The 16,801-nt window shown below is 56.0% G+C and carries 16 protein-coding genes; 11 read left to right on the top strand and 5 right to left on the bottom strand.

Annotated elements, in window-relative coordinates; translation table 11 throughout:
- Positions 1-81: 81 nt before the first annotated feature.
- Positions 82-462 (bottom strand): YbaY family lipoprotein, encoded by a 381-nt coding sequence (locus PY308_RS21455; RefSeq protein ID WP_275791447.1) that lies wholly within the window; start codon positions 460-462, stop codon positions 82-84.
- A gap of 469 nt (positions 463-931) precedes the next feature.
- On the opposite strand from PY308_RS21455, the gene PY308_RS21450 reads away from it, so the two are divergent.
- From PY308_RS21450 to PY308_RS21435, 4 genes are all read left to right on the top strand, one after another.
- A complete protein-coding gene (locus tag PY308_RS21450) occupies positions 932-2,908 on the top strand; it encodes a hypothetical protein (RefSeq protein WP_275791446.1) in 1,977 nt (658 codons plus the stop codon).
- A gap of 827 nt (positions 2,909-3,735) precedes the next feature.
- Positions 3,736-5,163, top strand: a complete 1,428-nt coding sequence (locus PY308_RS21445; RefSeq protein ID WP_275791445.1) for a chitosanase — start codon at positions 3,736-3,738, stop codon at positions 5,161-5,163.
- Between the two features lie 21 nt (positions 5,164-5,184).
- Positions 5,185-5,955, top strand: a complete 771-nt coding sequence (locus tag PY308_RS21440; protein WP_275791444.1) for a murein L,D-transpeptidase catalytic domain family protein — start codon at positions 5,185-5,187, stop codon at positions 5,953-5,955.
- Between the two features lie 115 nt (positions 5,956-6,070).
- On the top strand, positions 6,071-7,015 hold the full coding sequence (locus tag PY308_RS21435) for a DUF3616 domain-containing protein (protein WP_275791443.1): 945 nt from the start codon (positions 6,071-6,073) through the stop codon (positions 7,013-7,015).
- 123 nt (positions 7,016-7,138) lie between these two features.
- Here PY308_RS21435 and PY308_RS21430 read toward each other — a convergent pair.
- A protein-coding gene (locus PY308_RS21430) for an IS630 family transposase (protein WP_434064276.1) occupies positions 7,139-8,268 on the bottom strand; the annotation gives its coding sequence in 2 pieces (ribosomal slippage) (positions 7,139-7,678 and positions 7,681-8,268; 1,128 coding nt in all).
- An 18-nt stretch (positions 8,269-8,286) separates the two neighbouring features.
- Here PY308_RS21430 and PY308_RS21425 point away from each other — a divergent pair.
- The gene (locus tag PY308_RS21425; protein WP_275791441.1) at positions 8,287-9,231 is read left to right on the top strand and encodes an SGNH/GDSL hydrolase family protein; all 945 of its coding nucleotides are present in this window, start codon (positions 8,287-8,289) and stop codon (positions 9,229-9,231) included.
- 145 nt (positions 9,232-9,376) lie between these two features.
- On the opposite strand, the gene PY308_RS21420 is transcribed toward PY308_RS21425, so the two are convergent.
- Complete coding sequence (locus PY308_RS21420; protein WP_275791440.1) at positions 9,377-10,291, bottom strand: LysR family transcriptional regulator; 915 nt, start codon at positions 10,289-10,291, stop codon at positions 9,377-9,379.
- Positions 10,292-10,390: 99 nt separating this feature from the next.
- On the opposite strand from PY308_RS21420, the gene PY308_RS21415 reads away from it, so the two are divergent.
- The 6 genes from PY308_RS21415 (at position 10,391) to PY308_RS21390 (ending at position 15,016) form a co-directional block, all read left to right on the top strand.
- Positions 10,391-11,287, top strand: a complete 897-nt coding sequence (locus PY308_RS21415) for a pirin family protein (RefSeq protein ID WP_275791439.1) — start codon at positions 10,391-10,393, stop codon at positions 11,285-11,287.
- Between the two features lie 27 nt (positions 11,288-11,314).
- Entirely contained in the window at positions 11,315-11,911 is a 597-nt protein-coding gene (locus tag PY308_RS21410; protein ID WP_206827473.1) for an NADPH-dependent F420 reductase, read from the top strand.
- 423 nt (positions 11,912-12,334) lie between these two features.
- Positions 12,335-13,234 (top strand): AraC family transcriptional regulator, encoded by a 900-nt coding sequence (locus PY308_RS21405; RefSeq protein WP_275791438.1) that lies wholly within the window; start codon positions 12,335-12,337, stop codon positions 13,232-13,234.
- A 166-nt stretch (positions 13,235-13,400) separates the two neighbouring features.
- Positions 13,401-13,715 carry a putative quinol monooxygenase gene (locus PY308_RS21400; RefSeq protein WP_112651819.1) on the top strand — a complete coding sequence of 105 codons (315 nt, stop codon included), beginning with the start codon at positions 13,401-13,403 and terminating at the stop codon, positions 13,713-13,715.
- 103 nt (positions 13,716-13,818) lie between these two features.
- On the top strand, positions 13,819-14,076 hold the full coding sequence (locus PY308_RS21395) for an Atu4866 domain-containing protein (RefSeq protein ID WP_275791500.1): 258 nt from the start codon (positions 13,819-13,821) through the stop codon (positions 14,074-14,076).
- Positions 14,077-14,257: 181 nt separating this feature from the next.
- The gene (locus tag PY308_RS21390; protein ID WP_275791437.1) at positions 14,258-15,016 is read left to right on the top strand and encodes a LysR substrate-binding domain-containing protein; all 759 of its coding nucleotides are present in this window, start codon (positions 14,258-14,260) and stop codon (positions 15,014-15,016) included.
- On the opposite strand, the gene PY308_RS21385 is transcribed toward PY308_RS21390, so the two are convergent.
- Together PY308_RS21385 and PY308_RS21380 are read right to left on the bottom strand one after the other, a co-directional pair.
- The gene (locus PY308_RS21385; protein ID WP_275791436.1) at positions 14,986-15,948 is read right to left on the bottom strand and encodes an AraC family transcriptional regulator N-terminal domain-containing protein; all 963 of its coding nucleotides are present in this window, start codon (positions 15,946-15,948) and stop codon (positions 14,986-14,988) included. The two genes, PY308_RS21390 and PY308_RS21385, sit on opposite strands and share 31 nt — an antisense overlap.
- The gene (locus PY308_RS21380; RefSeq protein ID WP_275791435.1) at positions 15,941-16,774 is read right to left on the bottom strand and encodes an oxidoreductase; all 834 of its coding nucleotides are present in this window, start codon (positions 16,772-16,774) and stop codon (positions 15,941-15,943) included. Before PY308_RS21380 ends, PY308_RS21385 begins: the two co-directional genes overlap by 8 nt.
- Between the last annotated feature and the right edge of the window lie 27 nt (positions 16,775-16,801).

The raw sequence follows: 16,801 nt of genomic DNA, 5'->3' as shown, positions 1-16,801 counted from the left end.
CTGAATTTCGTTGCTAGTGCATGATACTGGTCGCAAAAATCAGCAGCCGATGGACTGCGCTGCCCGGTTACCCGCGTGATCTTATTCAGAAGGCCGAAGTTCGCTCGGATTCTGCTGGTCGCCCGTGAACGTCTCGATCGTAAGATGGTACAAAGTGTCGACGCCAGCACGCCATGAATAGGATTGGACGGTGCCGAAGTCCCGAAAATCGGACGAACCTGCACGCCTGCCGCGCGCCGAGAGCGTATAATGCCGCCGTGTGTCGAGTCTGCCGGCGGGCACAGCCAGCCTGAACCGAGCGGACGCCGCTGCGCCTGGCGCCAGCCGCACCATGGTCTCGGCGATCACGATCGACGGGCCGTCCATCATCGTTGTGTCCTCAAAGCGAACCCGAACGTCAAGCCCCTCCGCGACCGGTCCTTGTGCAAGCTCAACCATGCCCAGGATATCAACAATCGTCATGCTCGATCGGCCGTTTCCGGCGAACTCCCGTCCTCGTCTCACAAAGCATGGGGGCGATAAATTGGGAAATAGCAACACACCGGCAAACGCCGCATATGCCCTCTTGCGACCTATGTAAGACAGCTCTCATGCCGGTCCGGCCCGCTCCTTGACTTTAAAGAAATCTACTACCATAAATCGCGTTACGTCAAGAGCACATGCAGTCCGGGCAAGAATATCGGTCGACTATTTCAAGGGCATCCGCGCGACGGTCGCCATCGGTACTCTATTTCTGCACTACTATTGACTATCGAAGCCGTGACGTGAAATTGCAGAAAAATCTACCCCATCGTATTTATAATATAAATCAACAAACTATCAATCGAGCTATAAATAAAAATACACGCTTTATTGGCATAATTTACTTTTTAGATTATCAATATTGTAGTTCGGAATTTCATATGGCGTGGCTTTTGGGAGAGATCGGACGATGAACTTGAAGTTTAGTTCCAGAATCGGATTGCTTTTTTTTACGATACTGATCGCGGCCATTTCCGGGCCGGCGGCAGGCGTGGAGAAGGTCAACAATGCAACCAGCGATACGGCCACGGCGACGAAGACCACGATCGTCAACGGCCGCGCATCGATTACGCTCAAGGGTGAGGAGGCGGAGGTCCTTGTAACGGTGGGTAAGGAGTTTCAAAACGAAACCACACATGAAAAGGTCGACGCCAAGTGGATCAAGTACCCGCTTGCGACCCCGTCGGACGGCACGTTCAAACTCATGTCAGGCGAGACCGCAACCTTCGAAGTCAGCGGCGAATTTGCCAAACCCGGCGTCTACGAGATTTTCATTGAGGCTGCGGGAAAGTTGGGGACCTCGCGCTATCCGGTGCGAATTACCCGCACTATGACGGCTGTCACGGACGGCTTGCTGTTGGAGCCCAAGCCGCTGCATGCCGATCTGAGCTTTCTCAACTTCCTCACCCCGAAGCCCTATCCGATCCAGTTGACCGCGCACAACGCATCGAACGAGCCTGTCGAGATCGGTCAGCCGATTGTCGGGCAGCTGCTTTTCGGCCCCACCGATGCCAAAGTGCAGTCGGCCACTGAGACAGAGCCAATGGTGAGCGACGACCGTTGCCCCCGCCCCCTGCCCGCTAACCAATCTTGTGTCTTCGCTGTGCAACTGCCGTCAGGCGTTGCCCCTGGCAGCTACTCGATCAATGTGATCGTGCCGGGCAACGGAGGCGGGCAGTCAGTACGGACGCTCAGTGTCGATGTCCGGGCGTCAGCATGGCTTGCAGGCATTGTCATCGCCCTGGGCGTGCTGCTTGGTGCCGCGGTGACCGACTGGCGCACCGCACGGCCAATTGCCGTCCATCGCATTGAAACAGCGCGCCTGCGTGACGCTGCGCAAACGCTAGCGAACACGACGAAACAGGCGGCGGTCAGGAGGCGGGCTACGCGGCTTGTCTCCGAGCTGACTGCGCTCGATACCGAGATTCTTGCTGGCGTGGACACCACGGCAAAAGTCGGGGACTACAAAGCCTGGATCGAACTGCTCACGCGGGCAGACGGAATGCTGATTGCAGTCACGCAGCCCACGGAACCCAGGAATAACGCGACCGAAACCTTCGGCCTTTTGGCACAACGGCTGTGCATCACGCTGGATGCCATCGAATGGAACCGCGATGCCGTTGCCGCCGCCTTGGAGACACTCTGCGCCGAACTTGCCGATTTCGATTTGCTGTACCAGGCAGCGCGTCGTTACGACCTGATAGCCGCCAAGCTGGCGCCGGCAGCGAGTTATTTGGGCACCGACGCGCCTGCCGAGTGGAATAGCGCGCTCGATCTTCGCAATGGCGCATTCGTTCCAATCGAGCCCGGCGGTGACGGCAAACACACCGCGACCCGCGCGACGGCGTTGAACGGTGCCACCGCGGTTCTGGAGAAAAAGCCTGCCGCCTTTGCCTCGGCCGTGCTCGAGAAGCTCGACAGGGAAATTACCAGAGCTTTGCAGGCACCACCGACGGATGACCTCAAGGCCGAGCTGGCAAAGCTTCAGCGGGACGTTAGGGCGCTGAAGTCCGCAAATCCGCCCGTTGAAGGAACATTGGACGACGTCTTGAAACTATCGGAGAGGTTTGTCGTGCTTTTGGGCCTGGAAAGTGCCGATGGGGCGATCAACGTGCCGATAATCCTCGCAGCGGAAAGCGGTCTGATAGTCAAATGGCCGAATGGCGCGCTTCAGCCAGCTGCCGGCGCGCCGCTGACAACTCTGCTTCATTCGCTCCGCGCCTGGGACTGGATCACCAACGTTATCGCGCTTGCCGGTATCGCGAGCGCGGGTGTGCTGGTGCTGTGGATGACGAATAATACCTGGGGCAGCGTGCAGGACATCGTGCTTGCGCTGCTGGCCGGCGCCGGCACCCGCCTGTCAATCGGCAAGATCGGGCAGCAGTGAAACAGCAGGGCGTCAACCACTAGGTGTAAGGAGCCCGTCGCAAATTTTCCTGGTTGGCTACAAGCTTGCAACAGGCCCGGATCAGTATTGGACTCCTGCAAGACTCCGTTGGCCTCGACTCTTTATCCGAATTTTGGGGTGGGAGGCGATCTGGATCGCATCTCCACCTTGAACCGGCTAACGCCAGATCACTCCCTTCGACCTCACCGGCGCTGATGCTGGCCTACGCGCCGCCAGCGGACGGTCAAAGCCGCGACATGGCTGGCCCGCTCAACTTCCCTTGCCTTGTCTATCGCGACAACCGCTCGACAATGACCCGCGAGGATCTTGCCAACAAGCCTTTTCACCACCCGCTACAAGTTCGTCCGAACCCTCGGACGGCATAACTGTCCATGCAACGCGAAGTGGAGTCAACATCATTGGGGGTGGTGCTGTATTTGAGATAGGGGTTTTTACAAACGCACCCCGCCAGTCCCATTTGGCGAGGCGGGACGATATTGACTGCAACGAGAAGCTGATGTTTACTTCGCCCGTCAAAAGAGAGGGAAATGAACTACGATCGGATAAAGTGTATCGTTCCCCTGCGTGAATAACCGCTTGGCGCCCGATAGCGCTCCGCGGTTCAAAATCCATCTTTTCTCTAATTCGTGTATCTCGCGCCTCACTGAGTCGGAACGTAGTGAACCGGCGCATGGTGGGAATGTAAAACTCAATACCGGCTAGCTTGATCGTGGCGATACCCGTGGACTACGCATGGTTCTAACTTCGTAAACCAGTTTCGTTCAAAAAGTGTCCGGGCCGCGAAAGGTCGGACCAGGGAGATGGCGATGGTGAAGCCAATTCTAAAAGCCGAAGATTCCGCCCGGCTGACAACTTTACTTGAAACTGCAAAGGCTCTCGTGGATACGCTCGGCGGCTTCCAGCCAACGGATGATGGCAAACCAAATAACGAAGGCAATGATCACCCGCCACGTGCATCGGCGCAGGAAGAGAGAGCCGTCGCGTCGGTAGTCCTTTCGGATCGCCAAAAACGACTTTGCGAACGCGTCATTAACGTGTTCGAAACAGGAACGGTCAATGGCAAGTACGACGCAATAAGCATCTACAACGACGGACCTGACGGGCGCCGGCAGATCACTTATGGCCGTTCGCAGACGACCGAGTACGGAAATTTGCGGGAACTCATCGACATGTATGCGGCGGCCAACGGGCGGTATTCTGCGGCATTGCGCACCTACGTTACGCGCATCGGTATCACCCCACTCGTTGATGACGGCACCTTCAAGGGGCTATTGCGTTCCGCCGGATTGGATCCGGTCATGCACCGAACTCAGGATCAGTTTTTCGACAAGCGCTACTTTCAGCCGGCGCTCCGCTGGGCGACTGATCATGGTTTTAACCGCGCACTTTCCATCCTCGTCATCTATGATTCCTTCATCCATAGCGGCGGTATCCTTGGCTTTCTCCGGCAACGTTTTCCTGAAAAAACACCCGACCGCGGCGGAGAAGAGAAAACCTGGATCCGCCAGTATCTGGATGTCAGGCATGCTTGGCTGTCGTTGCATGCTAATCCGGTCATCAGGGCAAGCAACTATCGTACAAACGACCTGAGCCGGGAGGTCAGGAACGGGAATTGGGATTTGTCGATCCTCCCGATCGTTGCGAACGGCACTCCCGTTACGGACCATGAACCGGATATTGGACCTTCAGTTCAAGATGCTCTCTTGAGCACGTTAATCGTCACTGACTGGAGCGAACTGGAACCTCCGTCAGCGTCCGAAACCTCGCGCCGCCGCGTCGATGATGCCAGTCCCGAGGCTCTTGCGGAGAAAATCCTAAACAACCCGAATATCCGGCTTGCAAGCGCTCACGTGTCAGGTGTCGATGACAATGCAACAGCTCATCAGAACATTGTGGATACTGCAAACGGCCTTTCCGCCAGTCGTAGTTCATATGGAACGGCACCAGGCGGCACGGTCGCACTCGATCCACGAATGCTGCAGGGTCTTCTCTCCCTCGCAGAGGAATTCGCATTCGACGTGTCTGAACTCTGCGGTGGCGAACATAGCCGCGCGTCTCGGCATTACCGCGGGGTCACCGCAGACGTGAACGTCATCAATGGCAGACATGTCTGCTCCGCTCACCCTGAACAGACGGAGTTTAGAAGGAAGTGCGCCGCTCTCGGTGCCACACAGGTTCTAGGGCCGGGAGATAATGGACATTCCAACCATATTCACGCGGCTTGGTCCGTGTAGAAATCGGGCACGGAGGACAGCATGGCAAAGAAAATTTCAGCCGATACGGACACCCAGGCTCGTGTGGGCAAAGCGATCGAAAATCTTCATAATGCGTTGGCAGATGCCACAGCGCTCATGCAAAGCCTGACCGACAACGACGAAGGTCAAGAGCTTGCTGCATCGGGAACGGCTCAGAGTTCAACCATTGATTTCGACAATGCGTTCACTCCTCTATCGCTGGAAGAGATGGCAGATGGTGAGGACGAGGCGCTTCTTCGAGAACTCGGCGCCAGGCATCATCTCGAGTTCGCAATCGAGAGGCTAATCGCGCTTCGCAACGAACGCTACCCACAAAGTCGTCCCCGCTATTGGGGCATCGTTAATTTCGATCTCCATTCGAGTAAACCGAGGCTTTTTGTCTTGGACTTGGCCGAGCGTGACACAAAATCCTATCTTTGCGCCCACGGCAAAGGATCTGAAGGGCCGACTGACGATGGATACGCAAACGTCTTTTCGAATGTCGAAGATTCCAATGCTTCCTCTCTCGGCATTTATCGTTGTGCGGAAACCTATCAATCAACCAAGAATGGCTATTCGCTTTGTCTCGATGGCCTGGAAGAAACGAATTCCCGTGCTCGTTCGCGCTATATTGTGATGCACGGAGCAGATTACGTTTCGGAGGCGTTCGCGAAAAAGTACGGCCGGATCGGCCGCAGCGAAGGATGCCCTGCGTTAGACCGCCAGTATTCAACGAAGATTATCGATCAGATGAAACAAGGGTCGTTCTTGCTACATTGGAAGTCCCCCTAAATTTGCACACGAAAACAACCATGGCCGTGCGAATTGGCACTATTCGGCCTTGCCCGAGCTGGCATTTTACTTCTGGCATCGTGGCATCGGCCGCGATACTTAACCGGAGAGTGGCATGGAATTTTACGAGCGAATGTTTCTTGGTATGCTGATATCGTGCGGTCTGGCCATGCCTGCCGCAGCAAGTAGCCGAAACTACAACAAGATCTGCGAGGCCTCTGCTGCGACTCTGGTGGATCAGTCTCATGTTGCAATCGCCAGCGACGACTACGAGACAATTTTGATCTATCAACGCGGGCAGCCTCAGCCCGTTTCGCGATACGACCTAGGTGACGACGCAACGGATATCGAAGCTGCGGCCAGGATCGATGATATCATCTACTGGACCACCTCCCACTCCCTGAACAAAGACGGCGAGGACAAGAAAAAAAGAAAGCTCCTCTTCGCAACCCGGATCAAATCTGATGGGACACTCTCTAGCGAGGGCAAGGTGTATCGCAATCTGCGCCAAGACTTGGCTCTCGCGCTGAATGAGACCGAGGCAAATTTGAAGGTGCGCTTCAATATTGAGGGTATGACCGACACCCCGGACGGACATCTGCTTATCGGTCTCAGAGGTCCGAGAACCGAGCAAGCCGACGAGGCAATCTTGGTGGAGATCGGAAATCCCGCAGAACTCATCGCTTCGAACGCAAAGGATAGGCGAGCGAGAGTCTCTCGGATCGTCAAACTCGGCCTGTCCGACGGGACCGGCGCAACGGGACGGGGAATCCGGGATATTGCGCGTGTTGGAGACCGTTATCTGATTGTCGCCGGCTCCGAACCAGACGGTGGCGTTCCCGCTCCGAAACTGTTCTGGTGGGATGGAAAGAGCGATAAAGCGACGGCCGGACCTGATGCGGATTTTTCGGGAATGACCCCCGAAGCGGTCGTTGTCTGGAACGATCACGAGGCCGAAATCTTCAGTGACAACGGAGGGGCAGTCATTGACGACGCCGAATGTGGTGACAAATCACCACCGGCAAACGCGAGTTTTCCGGCGCTTGACGTTGAGTTTTAGCCGATTCCGCTTCTCGGCACATGAGCTGCTTTTTTTACAAGGCCGAGTGAAATGGATCCGAAACACAGCAGACAATACATGCATATGTGGAAGAAATTATCTTGTAATACCAACGCTCAATGATTAGAATTCATGCGCCCATTTGCGGTGACCGACGGACATGATGCGCCAAGGCTGGTTTTCGAGTCTCCGCCAAGCGTCGCAGCAATGGTCGACGATGTCGTCGTATGATTTGAAGACCCGGTTTGAGAGCCAGTTCTGGCGCATGAACTGCCAGAGGTTTTCAACCGGGTTCAGTTCCGGGGATTTCGGCGGCAGCGGCAGAATGCTGATGTTTCCGGGCACAACGAGGTTGTTGGACATGTGCCAGCCCGCCTGATCCATGATGAGGATGGCGTGCGCGTTCTCGTCGACATGGCGGGAGATTTCGGCAAGATGCTGTGTCATCGCGTGGGTGTCGCACCACGGCATAACAAGAGCCGCCGCTTTGCCGAGCTTCGGACAAATCGCCCCGAAGATGTAGGCCGACCTAGTGCGTTGATCATGCGGTGCTGAAGGCCGCGTTCCGCGCCTGGCCCAGCGGCGCGTTATCTTGTTCTTCTGTCCGATCCGGGCCTCGTCCTGGAACCAAATCTCTACTCGCTTTCCTCGGGCTGCTCCGGCAGCAATTTCTGCCACAGCGGCGGGGAAGTTTTTTTAAATTCCTCAATCGCCTGGCTATCTTGCGCATGATGCGTTGGCCGGGCCGTGAGTTTGCGATAGCCCATCGCATGCAGTTCGCGCCCAAGCGTCTGACGGCTCACCGAGATACGGTGTTCCTGCCAAAGCCATTGCACAAGATCGACGAGCCTCCAGCGCACCACGCCATCAAGATAGGGAACGGGGCCTTTTTCTACCGCCTCGACGAGCGCCTTGCGCTGCTTGTCGTTCAGCAACGGCTCACGGCCCTTGGCCTTTCCACTCTTCAGGCCGTCTGGACCGTCTCGGTTGAAGCGCTCGACCCAATCGCGGATGATCTGCAAACCGACCCCGCCAATAGAGGCGGCCTGGCTCCGAGAACCGCCTTCGTAAATCACTGATAAAGCAAGCAATCGGCGGGACCAGTTAGCGTCCAGGCTCTTTCTGGCAAGCTGACGCAGGTCACAAGCAGTGTAATCCTGACGGATATTGAGGGCCGTTCCCATGGCGAAATCTCCTTCCGCCATGTTGAATCCTGATTTGCTCGAAAACGGAATCCCGTGAGTCGATTTCATCGGGCATTGGTATCAGATATGGCTATATTTGAAAATTACGAGAAGGAGGCCGCTTTGCAAGAGCTAGGCTTAACGCCCGCAAGACTGAACAGCACCATAGAGTTTGAACTGGCAGAAAGGACGCGCCTCCATCAGTCGATCGTGTCAAATTATTCAGCTGCACATGAAGCAAGGCAAACCTTACCATCTGCTATCACGCCTAAGCGGCCTCTAATACTCCTTGCACTCGGCGACTCGTGGTTCGATTATCCGCTACTTAATAATGGTCCGGTGCTACAAAAAACGGATATTGTCGCCCAACTTGAACAATACGGCGCCATGCCATTTAAGATTCTAAATCTCGCACACCGCGGTGATGCATCGACCGACGCAATGTCCTTACCCAAGCAACAGCGCGCAATTAGCGCTCTTCGGAACCGAGCAAACTGGGTTGGAGGGAAACCAGATGCAATTCTGTTTTCAGCAGGGGGTAACGATGTCGCCGGCGATCAATTTTGCAACTTTTTGGACTTCAACGATGGAACGTCGAAAGGTTTAAATATCAACAGATTTAAGAAGATTCTTGGCAGTGTCGAGGCGTCCTATTCAACTCTTTTTGAGCTTCGAAACCGATATGCTCCTGGCGTTCCGATCTATGGTCACTCTTATGGTTTGGCGATTCCAAACGGGGTGCATCCTTCCTGTGCGGGCCCATGGCTGAAGCCGTCGCTGGATTTGTGTGGCTGGTCACTGCAAGATGGAACCAGGATTGTTAAAGAGGCACTCCTTCAATTTGAGAGTATGCTTGAATCACTAGAGGTCGATGCCGGAAACAACTTTCACCTTATAAAAACACAAGGCCTACTAAAGGCGGCGGACTGGGCAAATGAACTCCATCCGGGCTACCTGGGATTTCGAAAGGTCGTGAAGAGATTCCGGGAGATAATTGCGAACCGGTATTCTCGGAATATGCCTAGCACTTGAAATCCGCGAGACCCAATGCCTTCCCGAAAAGTTATCTGGTCTTGAACCAATACGAACCGTCGGGCCACTGACCAAGTGTTGAATATCCATGATAATAAACGGTCGGTAGATCGTTGATGCGCGCCTTGCCTGATCCTGCATTTGTTTAGCCGGCCGCGATCGGATCATCGATGTCCTGGCTCTGAAAGTGGTCGATCAGAAAACGTGCGGCTGGTCCTGGCGGTGTATCGGTGCGGTAGACGGCCTGAAGGCGATATGGACCGCCTTTGCAGTCCGGAAGATCCAGTTGCACGAGGCGACCTGATTCTATGTCGTCTCTCACCATCGGCTCTGGCATATTGCCCCAACCGATACCCTCCTTGAGCAGCATATGCTTGGCGCCCAGATCGGCGAGCCGCCAGGTATGGTTTCCGACGACAGCAAACTCGTGGCCTTGGGTCAGAGGCGATCTGTCTGTCAGGACTAGCTGGATATGGCCCCGCGCTGCGCCCGGTGGATGCGACCCGCCAGCAAGAGGGTGGTCCGGGGACGCGACAGGGATAAGTTTTACAAAGCCAACCCCTATGCGTTCCAAGCCCGCGATCTCGACATCGAGTGGGCCACTGATGCCTATCGCGGCGGTTCGGTTAAGCACGATCTGCGTTACCGCGCCCAAGGCTTCGACGTAAAGCCGAAGAGATACGCTCGGAAATTCTTTTCGAAACGCTTTCAGAGCGTCCATGACGCGGGCGGCAGGAAGCATGACGTCGAGCGCAAGGTGCACCTCCGGCTCCACGCCGCGGAGCATGCTTTTTACTTTAGCCCGAAGATTGTCGATGCCATGGGCGACGCTCTTGGCTTCGGCAAGGACCGTCCTCCCCTCCAAAGTCAGTTGCGGCTTCTTCGTCGAAAGCCGATCGAAGAGCGTGACACCCAATTGCGTTTCGAGGTTGGCGATCGTGTAGCTGATCACAGAAGTCGCACGGTTGAGCTTCCTGGAAGCCGCCGCGAAGCTCCCCGTCTCAACAACGGTGATGAAGACTTTAAGCTGATCCAGCGTCGGCTGGCCGGGGTCTGACATTTCTAATTCCTCGATCATTTTCGCCGAAATTATCTGAGTTTTCCGAAACGTCTAGGGGGCCTACCTTCAATCCATCGAATTCAACCGCTGGAGCTGACAATGTCCTATTTGTCTAACGCTGACATCGAGCAGGTTATCCTGCCCTCGACCCGTGACCTCGGAGGCTTCTCCGTTCGCCGGGCGCTGCCTGCGGCCATGCGCCAGATGGTCGGGCCCTTCATATTCCTCGACAGTTTCGGGCCAGTGCGGTTCGGTGCTGGCGAGGGGATTGATACCCGCCCCCACCCGCATATCGGTCTCTCAACACTCACCTACCTTCTCGAAGGTGAGTTGCTGCATCGTGACAGCGAGAGCTACGTACAGTCGATCAGCCCCGGGGAAGTCAATCTGATGGTCGCCGGTTCCGGCATTGTTCACTCCGAGCGGACCCCGGAACATATCCGCAAGGATGGGGGCAAGCTCACGGGCCTGCAGAGCTGGATCGCTCTTCCCAAGCAATCGGAAGAGACTGCACCGCTTTTTCAGCACCTCGGCGCCCATGAACTGCCAACGATCAATGGTGAGGGCATCGATATGAAGCTTCTCGCCGGCACCCTGCACGGACGGCGCTCACCTGCCAGCACCTTCTCTGACCTCTTCTCCGCAGAGATCCAGCTTCAGGCTGGAGCACGCTACAGGATTGACGGGGAGCATATCGAGCGAGCGATCTTCGTCGTCAGCGGTGCGATCGAGATCATCGGGCAGGACGGTACCTACGGGCCGGATCGTCTTATCGTGTTCAAGCCGGGCGCGGAGATCGTTGTAAAGGCGAACCAGCCAGCCCGGTTTCTTGCCTTCGGAGGCGAGCCGCTTCCTGAAAAGCGGTTCATCCGCTGGAATTTCGTGGCCACGGATCAGGAGCGCATTCGCCATGCTGCCGACCAGTGGCGCGAACGACAATTCCCCGGCGTGCCGGGCGACGACGAGTTCATTCCCCTCCCCGACAACTTCAACTGAAACCCCATCTAATCAAGGAGAAATACAATGACTACCTATGCAATCATCGGTTCTGGTGCGATCGGCTCTGCACTTGCTGAACGCTTCCATGCTGCAGGCGTTGACGCCGTTATCGCCAACACACGCGGTCCGGGCTCGCTTCAGCCTGTCACCGACAAGTTCGGCAGCACGGTGAAGGCCGTCGAACTCGATCAGGCTCTTCAATCCGACGTTCTTATTCTGGCCGTGCCTTATGATGCGGTACCGGAAGTCGCTGGCAAAAAAGCGGTCTGGGATGGCCACACCATCGTGGACGCGACGAACGCTATCGACTTTCCTGCTTTCAAACCACGTGAACTTGGTGGCCGGCTGTCTTCGGAAATCGTCTCCGATCTCTTCCCTGGCGCTCAGCTCGTGAAAGCGTTCAACACCCTCCCGGCCGCTGTACTGGCTGCCGATCCGGTGAAAGCGAGCGGAAAGCGCGTTCTCTTTCTGTCGGGAAACTTTCCAGAGGCCAGTAAGAAGGTAGCAGATCTGATCGCTCGTTTGGGCTTTGCGCCGTCCGACCTTGGCAGTTTCAAAGCCTCCGGTTCACTTCAACATTTCGGGCAGGCACTGGTCGCGCTCAACCTACTGAGGGACTGAAACCGCTGCTGAGACGGGACAGCCGTTCAGGTTCGTAGGATCGTGCAATTCCCTTATGGCATCGTGATACCGCCTCTCTCAAAGCTTGTGGGATTACTCAACCATCAAACGACACGAGAGGAGAAAGAGATGGAATTCTTTGCCAATATAGTCCGGTCCTACCGCATAAAAAGGTTGAAGAAGGAGCTTGACCGCCTCCCCGACGAGCATCTGGCAGATCTCGGCGTTTCGCGCCTGGGCCTGCTCGTCGGGGATCCGCGATTGGGAACGGAAGTGCCGCGTCGGGCTAAGAGTTCCCCAACTCGCAGAACAGCCGGTAATCGGCGCTCATCCTGGGAAATCAAGTTAGGATGAAATAGATTGATAGCCGCGAATTTCGCGGCTATTTTTGTGTGACATTATCAAACGATTTTAGGAACATAGATGATCGAACGTCTCGCGCGCATTCTGGCCGACAACTGCCGAAACGACGGTGTCACTGAGACAGATGTCCCGCGGGTCCATATCTTACGTTCAGTCACGCCGACAGAGGCGGTTCCAATCTTGCACAAGCCGGCGGTTTGTTTCGTCGCGCAAGGCCGCAAGCAAACCACGCTGGCCGATCAGGCTTATCTATATGAGCCAATGAAATTTCTCATCGTCAGTGTCGATCTTCCTATCGCCGGTCAAATTCTTGAGGCTTCGCCTGAAATCCCGTACCTCTGCTTGCGACTCGATCTTCAACCCGCCGCCATTGCAGACGTCATCACCGCGGCCGTGCCCGGTGGGCTTCGAAACGAGGAGCCCCAGCGAGGGATCGCGGTCAGTGACGTGCCAGCGCAACTTCTTGACGCGGTCGTCAGGCTTGCAGAGCTGCTGGAAAGCGGACGTGAAAGCGACCGGGCCGTTCTGGCGCCGCTTGCAGAGCGCGAGATCCTTTACAGGCTGCTCCTTGGCGAGCAGGGCGACCGTCTCCGTCAGATCGCAATGGCCGAGAGCAAGCTTAGTCAGATCAACAAGGCCATCGCGATCATCAAGACCCAGTACGATCGGGCCTTGAAGATTGAGGAAGTTGCCGCTCAGGTCCATATGAGCGTTTCGTCGTTCCATCAGCATTTCAAAACGGTCACGGCGATGAGCCCCCTTCAATATCAGAAGCAGGTGCGACTGCAGGAGGCACGGCGACTGATGATCGCTCAGGCGCTGGATGCCGCATCCGCTGGTTTCTCGGTTGGATATGAAAGCCCCTCCCAGTTTTCGCGCGAATACGCCCGGATGTTTGGCCTTTCGCCGAAGAAGGATGTGGAAAAAATGAAGGCGATGCCCGCCACGAGTTGGCAATAGGTTCTCGAACTTCTGAGCCGTCTTCGGGCGGCTTCTCCATTTATGGAACCTATAGAATCGGGCAAGCCGCGCAGAGAAGCGTTCTACCGCCTTCGTGCCGAGGTCGTGCATGTTTGTCTCATGGACAGCCATTTGGCTGCCTTTCAAAAACGATGAGGAGAGAACCATGACGAAACTTACAAACATAGCTTTCATGCGAGCAAAGCAGGGAAGCGCCGATGTGCTCGGCGATTGGCTCAATCGGCTGGCCGAGCCAAGCCGTAGCGAGCCAGGCTGCATCAATTATGATGTCCATCGTTCGCTCGACGAGCCTGACGTCTGGTGCGTCTACGAGAACTGGCGCAGCAAGCAGGATCTGGACGCACATTTCGAAACGCCTCACATGAGACAGTTCGTGGATGCCGTCCCCACCATGATCCACGGCGTGCTTGATCTCCATTATCTGGCAATGACTACGGAGCAAGCTTATGCGCCGAGATGAACGACGCGCAGTGATAGCTGCGTCGATCCTCCTTGGTTCGATCCTGATCCTCGCAAGCCACCATGCATTTTCGAATGAGGTTGCAACGACGGAAAATCAACACATGGAGAACACCGTGATCAAGAACGAACATCCTTACGTCGGCATGTGGGTCACGGAAGACGGTTACATCCGTCATGAGCTTCTACCTAATGGTAGATATGATGAAGCGCGTGGAAAGAGGAAAAGCGCTTACCAGGGTAGCTACCGCATTACCGGAGACCACATCGATTATGTCGACGATACGGGTTTCACGGCAGACGGTGATTTCATCGATGATGTCCTCTACCATGCGGGCATGGTGTTGAGGCGCGAACATTAAAGGTAGAACAGGCGGCTTTCCGGCCCGCCTGCTCTTTCCTGTTATTCTACTGCTCTCACCGCCTCCATGATCATGTCCGCTACCCGCTTGGTCTGAGACATTTGGACCATATGGCTAGCCTTTATCTCAACCGCCTTTGTGTTGGAGCGGGAGTACATCCAGCGCAACAGGTCCGGGGAATGTGTCGCCCACGGAGGCCGGCACACGGCTTCTTGCGACCCTGCAACCGGCATTGCGCGGAATCGAGGCCGAACTCCAGGGTCTGCAGGATATGCGTTCTCACGTAGCCGGGACAATCCGGCTGACGACCGTGCAGGTCGCCTATGATATGCTCATACGCCCGAGGCTATCCGGGTTTGTCGCCAGGTATCCGCACGTCAGCATGGAGGTTTCCGTCAACGATGGCCTGACTGATGTCATCTCGGCAAGTTTTGACGGCGGTATTCGCTTTGGTTCGCTGGTCGAAAAAGACATGGTAGCGGTTGGTTTGTCTTCAACGTCGCCAGCCGCTATTGTTGGGAGCCCGGGATATCTGGCGAGCTTCGAGAGCCTGCCGTCAACGCCAGCTGACCTGCAATCCCACCGATGCATCAACTACCGGTTTGCGACCTCTGGCAGAATCTTCCGATGGCCCCTTGAAAAAGACAATGCGCGATTTGAGTTTCGAGGAGACGGGCCGCTTGTGCTGGACAGCGGCGAAGCAATCCGCGCGGCGGCCTTGGACGGCCTCGGGCTCGCCTTTTTGTTCGAGTCTCAGGTGACGGGTGACCTTGCGGCGGGCACCTTGGTAAAAGTGCTGCCGGATTGGGTACGGTCCCTGCCCGGTTTTAGCCTGTTCTACCCAAGCCGCCGGCAGGTCTCGCCTGCTTTCAGAGCGTGGATCGACTACGTGAAGGAGAGCAAGTCTGATCACTCTTCTCCAGCGGGTCTGGAAGTGTGACGCCAATGCTCGGCATCCATAACGGGCGTCGAATGGAACGTTGTGCTGTAGTCCTGTAGAAAGGTAGATGCGTCGAAGTAACCCGTGCTCCTTGCGAGCTCGCATGGATCCTGAATACCCAACATCAGCAGTCGCCGGGACTCCTGCAGACGCAGGGTGCGCACGTAGCCAGCAACGTTCATTCCTGTCACAAGTCTGAAATCACGATCGAGGGTCATGGTCCGAGCGCCAGCCCAAATGGAGAGGTCTTTTGGCGCATCGCTTTTGCGGAAATGTCGGCGCAGGTAGCCGGCAGCCCGCGTAATGTGCTGAAATCGGCGCGCTGGCAGTGATAGTTGCCTGAGGACAGGGCTCGAGCATTCCGACAGCAGATGATAGCTGATTTCTTTTTCCAACAGGGGCCAAAGCACCCTAGCTTCTCGCGGTTCTGCGAGAAGCTGCAATGTCCGGACAAGTGCGTCTTCCAGAGAGATGGAGGACGGAACGATACCCATTCCTGGGTGAAGACAGTTAGCGTCAGACTGGCTTGTGCTAATGCCGCGAAGTCCAGCGAAAGTTTCCTGCCTCAACTCAATGCGCAAACACAGAAAGGGCTCTAAAGGGGAAGCCTCCAACACTTGCCCACGCACAGGCAACGCGACGGAAACTGCAAGCGCCGCCCCCGGTTCGTAGGTATAATTCAGGGAACCAGCGGACACCTGCTTACGGCCCTGAGCGACGAAACAAAGGCTCGGCTCATAGATGGTGTGTATCGGGGCCGTCGGACGTGAGGCGCGCAGCAGGAAAACGCCGGGCAGGATGGTCGAGAAGACGCCGTCCATCCCGGTATTTTGTCCGATCAGTGCTGCTATCTTCTGACTTTTATACATCAGTTCAAACTTTAAGGAGGGACCGGCAGGAGCGCCGGTCTCCTCGTGACCATCCTTATTCAATGATGTCCGTGGAAGCGGAGAGATCCTGCCAACGATCGATTTCCTGATCGACCTTCCCGATTTTCTCCCTTGCCATGGCGATAGCGTCCGATCCCGTGAGCAGGCGCACCGGAGGCTCGTTCTGATTGGCAAGCGTCACGATCGCGCTCGCCAGTTTCTTGGGGTCGCCAGCTTGTTTGTGGCTGTAGCTGTCGTAGGTGGCGCGGATATTGGCGGAGACTTCGGCGTAGTCATCGATCGTCTTGTCACCGTAACGAACCGATGAACTGTCGAGAAAGTCCGTACGGACGAAGCCGGGCGCTACGATCGAGACCTTGATGCCGAAGTCGGCAACCTCAAGCGCGAGCGATTCAGAGAACCCTTCGACAGCATATTTCGTGGCGCAGTAGACTGTAGAACCCGCAAAGCCAACGGACCCGCCAATCGATGATACATTGAGGATGTGGCCGCCGCGCTGTTTGCGCATGACGGGGAGCACCGCGCGGGTCACGTTGAGGAGACCGAACACGTTGGTGTTGAACTGGTTGACGATTGCAGCGGAGCCGATTTCTTCGAATAGTCCGAGTTGGCCGAAGCCGGCATTGTTCAGAAGAACGTCGATGCGGCCGAAATAGGCCACAGCAGCGTCGACTGCAGTTGCGGCTTGTTCTTCGTTCGATACATCGAGCTGAAGAGCCAAAACATCGTCATCGCCCTTGTATGCCTTCGTGAGCTGCTCGACATTGCGGCCAGTGATGACAACCTTATCTCCGGCAGCCAACGCCGCACGTGCCACTTCCTTGCCGATACCGCGGGCTGCACCAGTGATAAACCAAACCTTCGACATTTTGCTTTCCTCTCGCTTGCGCCGATT

It is taken from the genome of Pararhizobium gei, assembly GCF_029223885.1.
Classification (GTDB): Bacteria; Pseudomonadota; Alphaproteobacteria; order Rhizobiales; family Rhizobiaceae; genus Pararhizobium; species Pararhizobium gei.
This window is presented reverse-complemented; position numbering and strand designations above follow the sequence as displayed.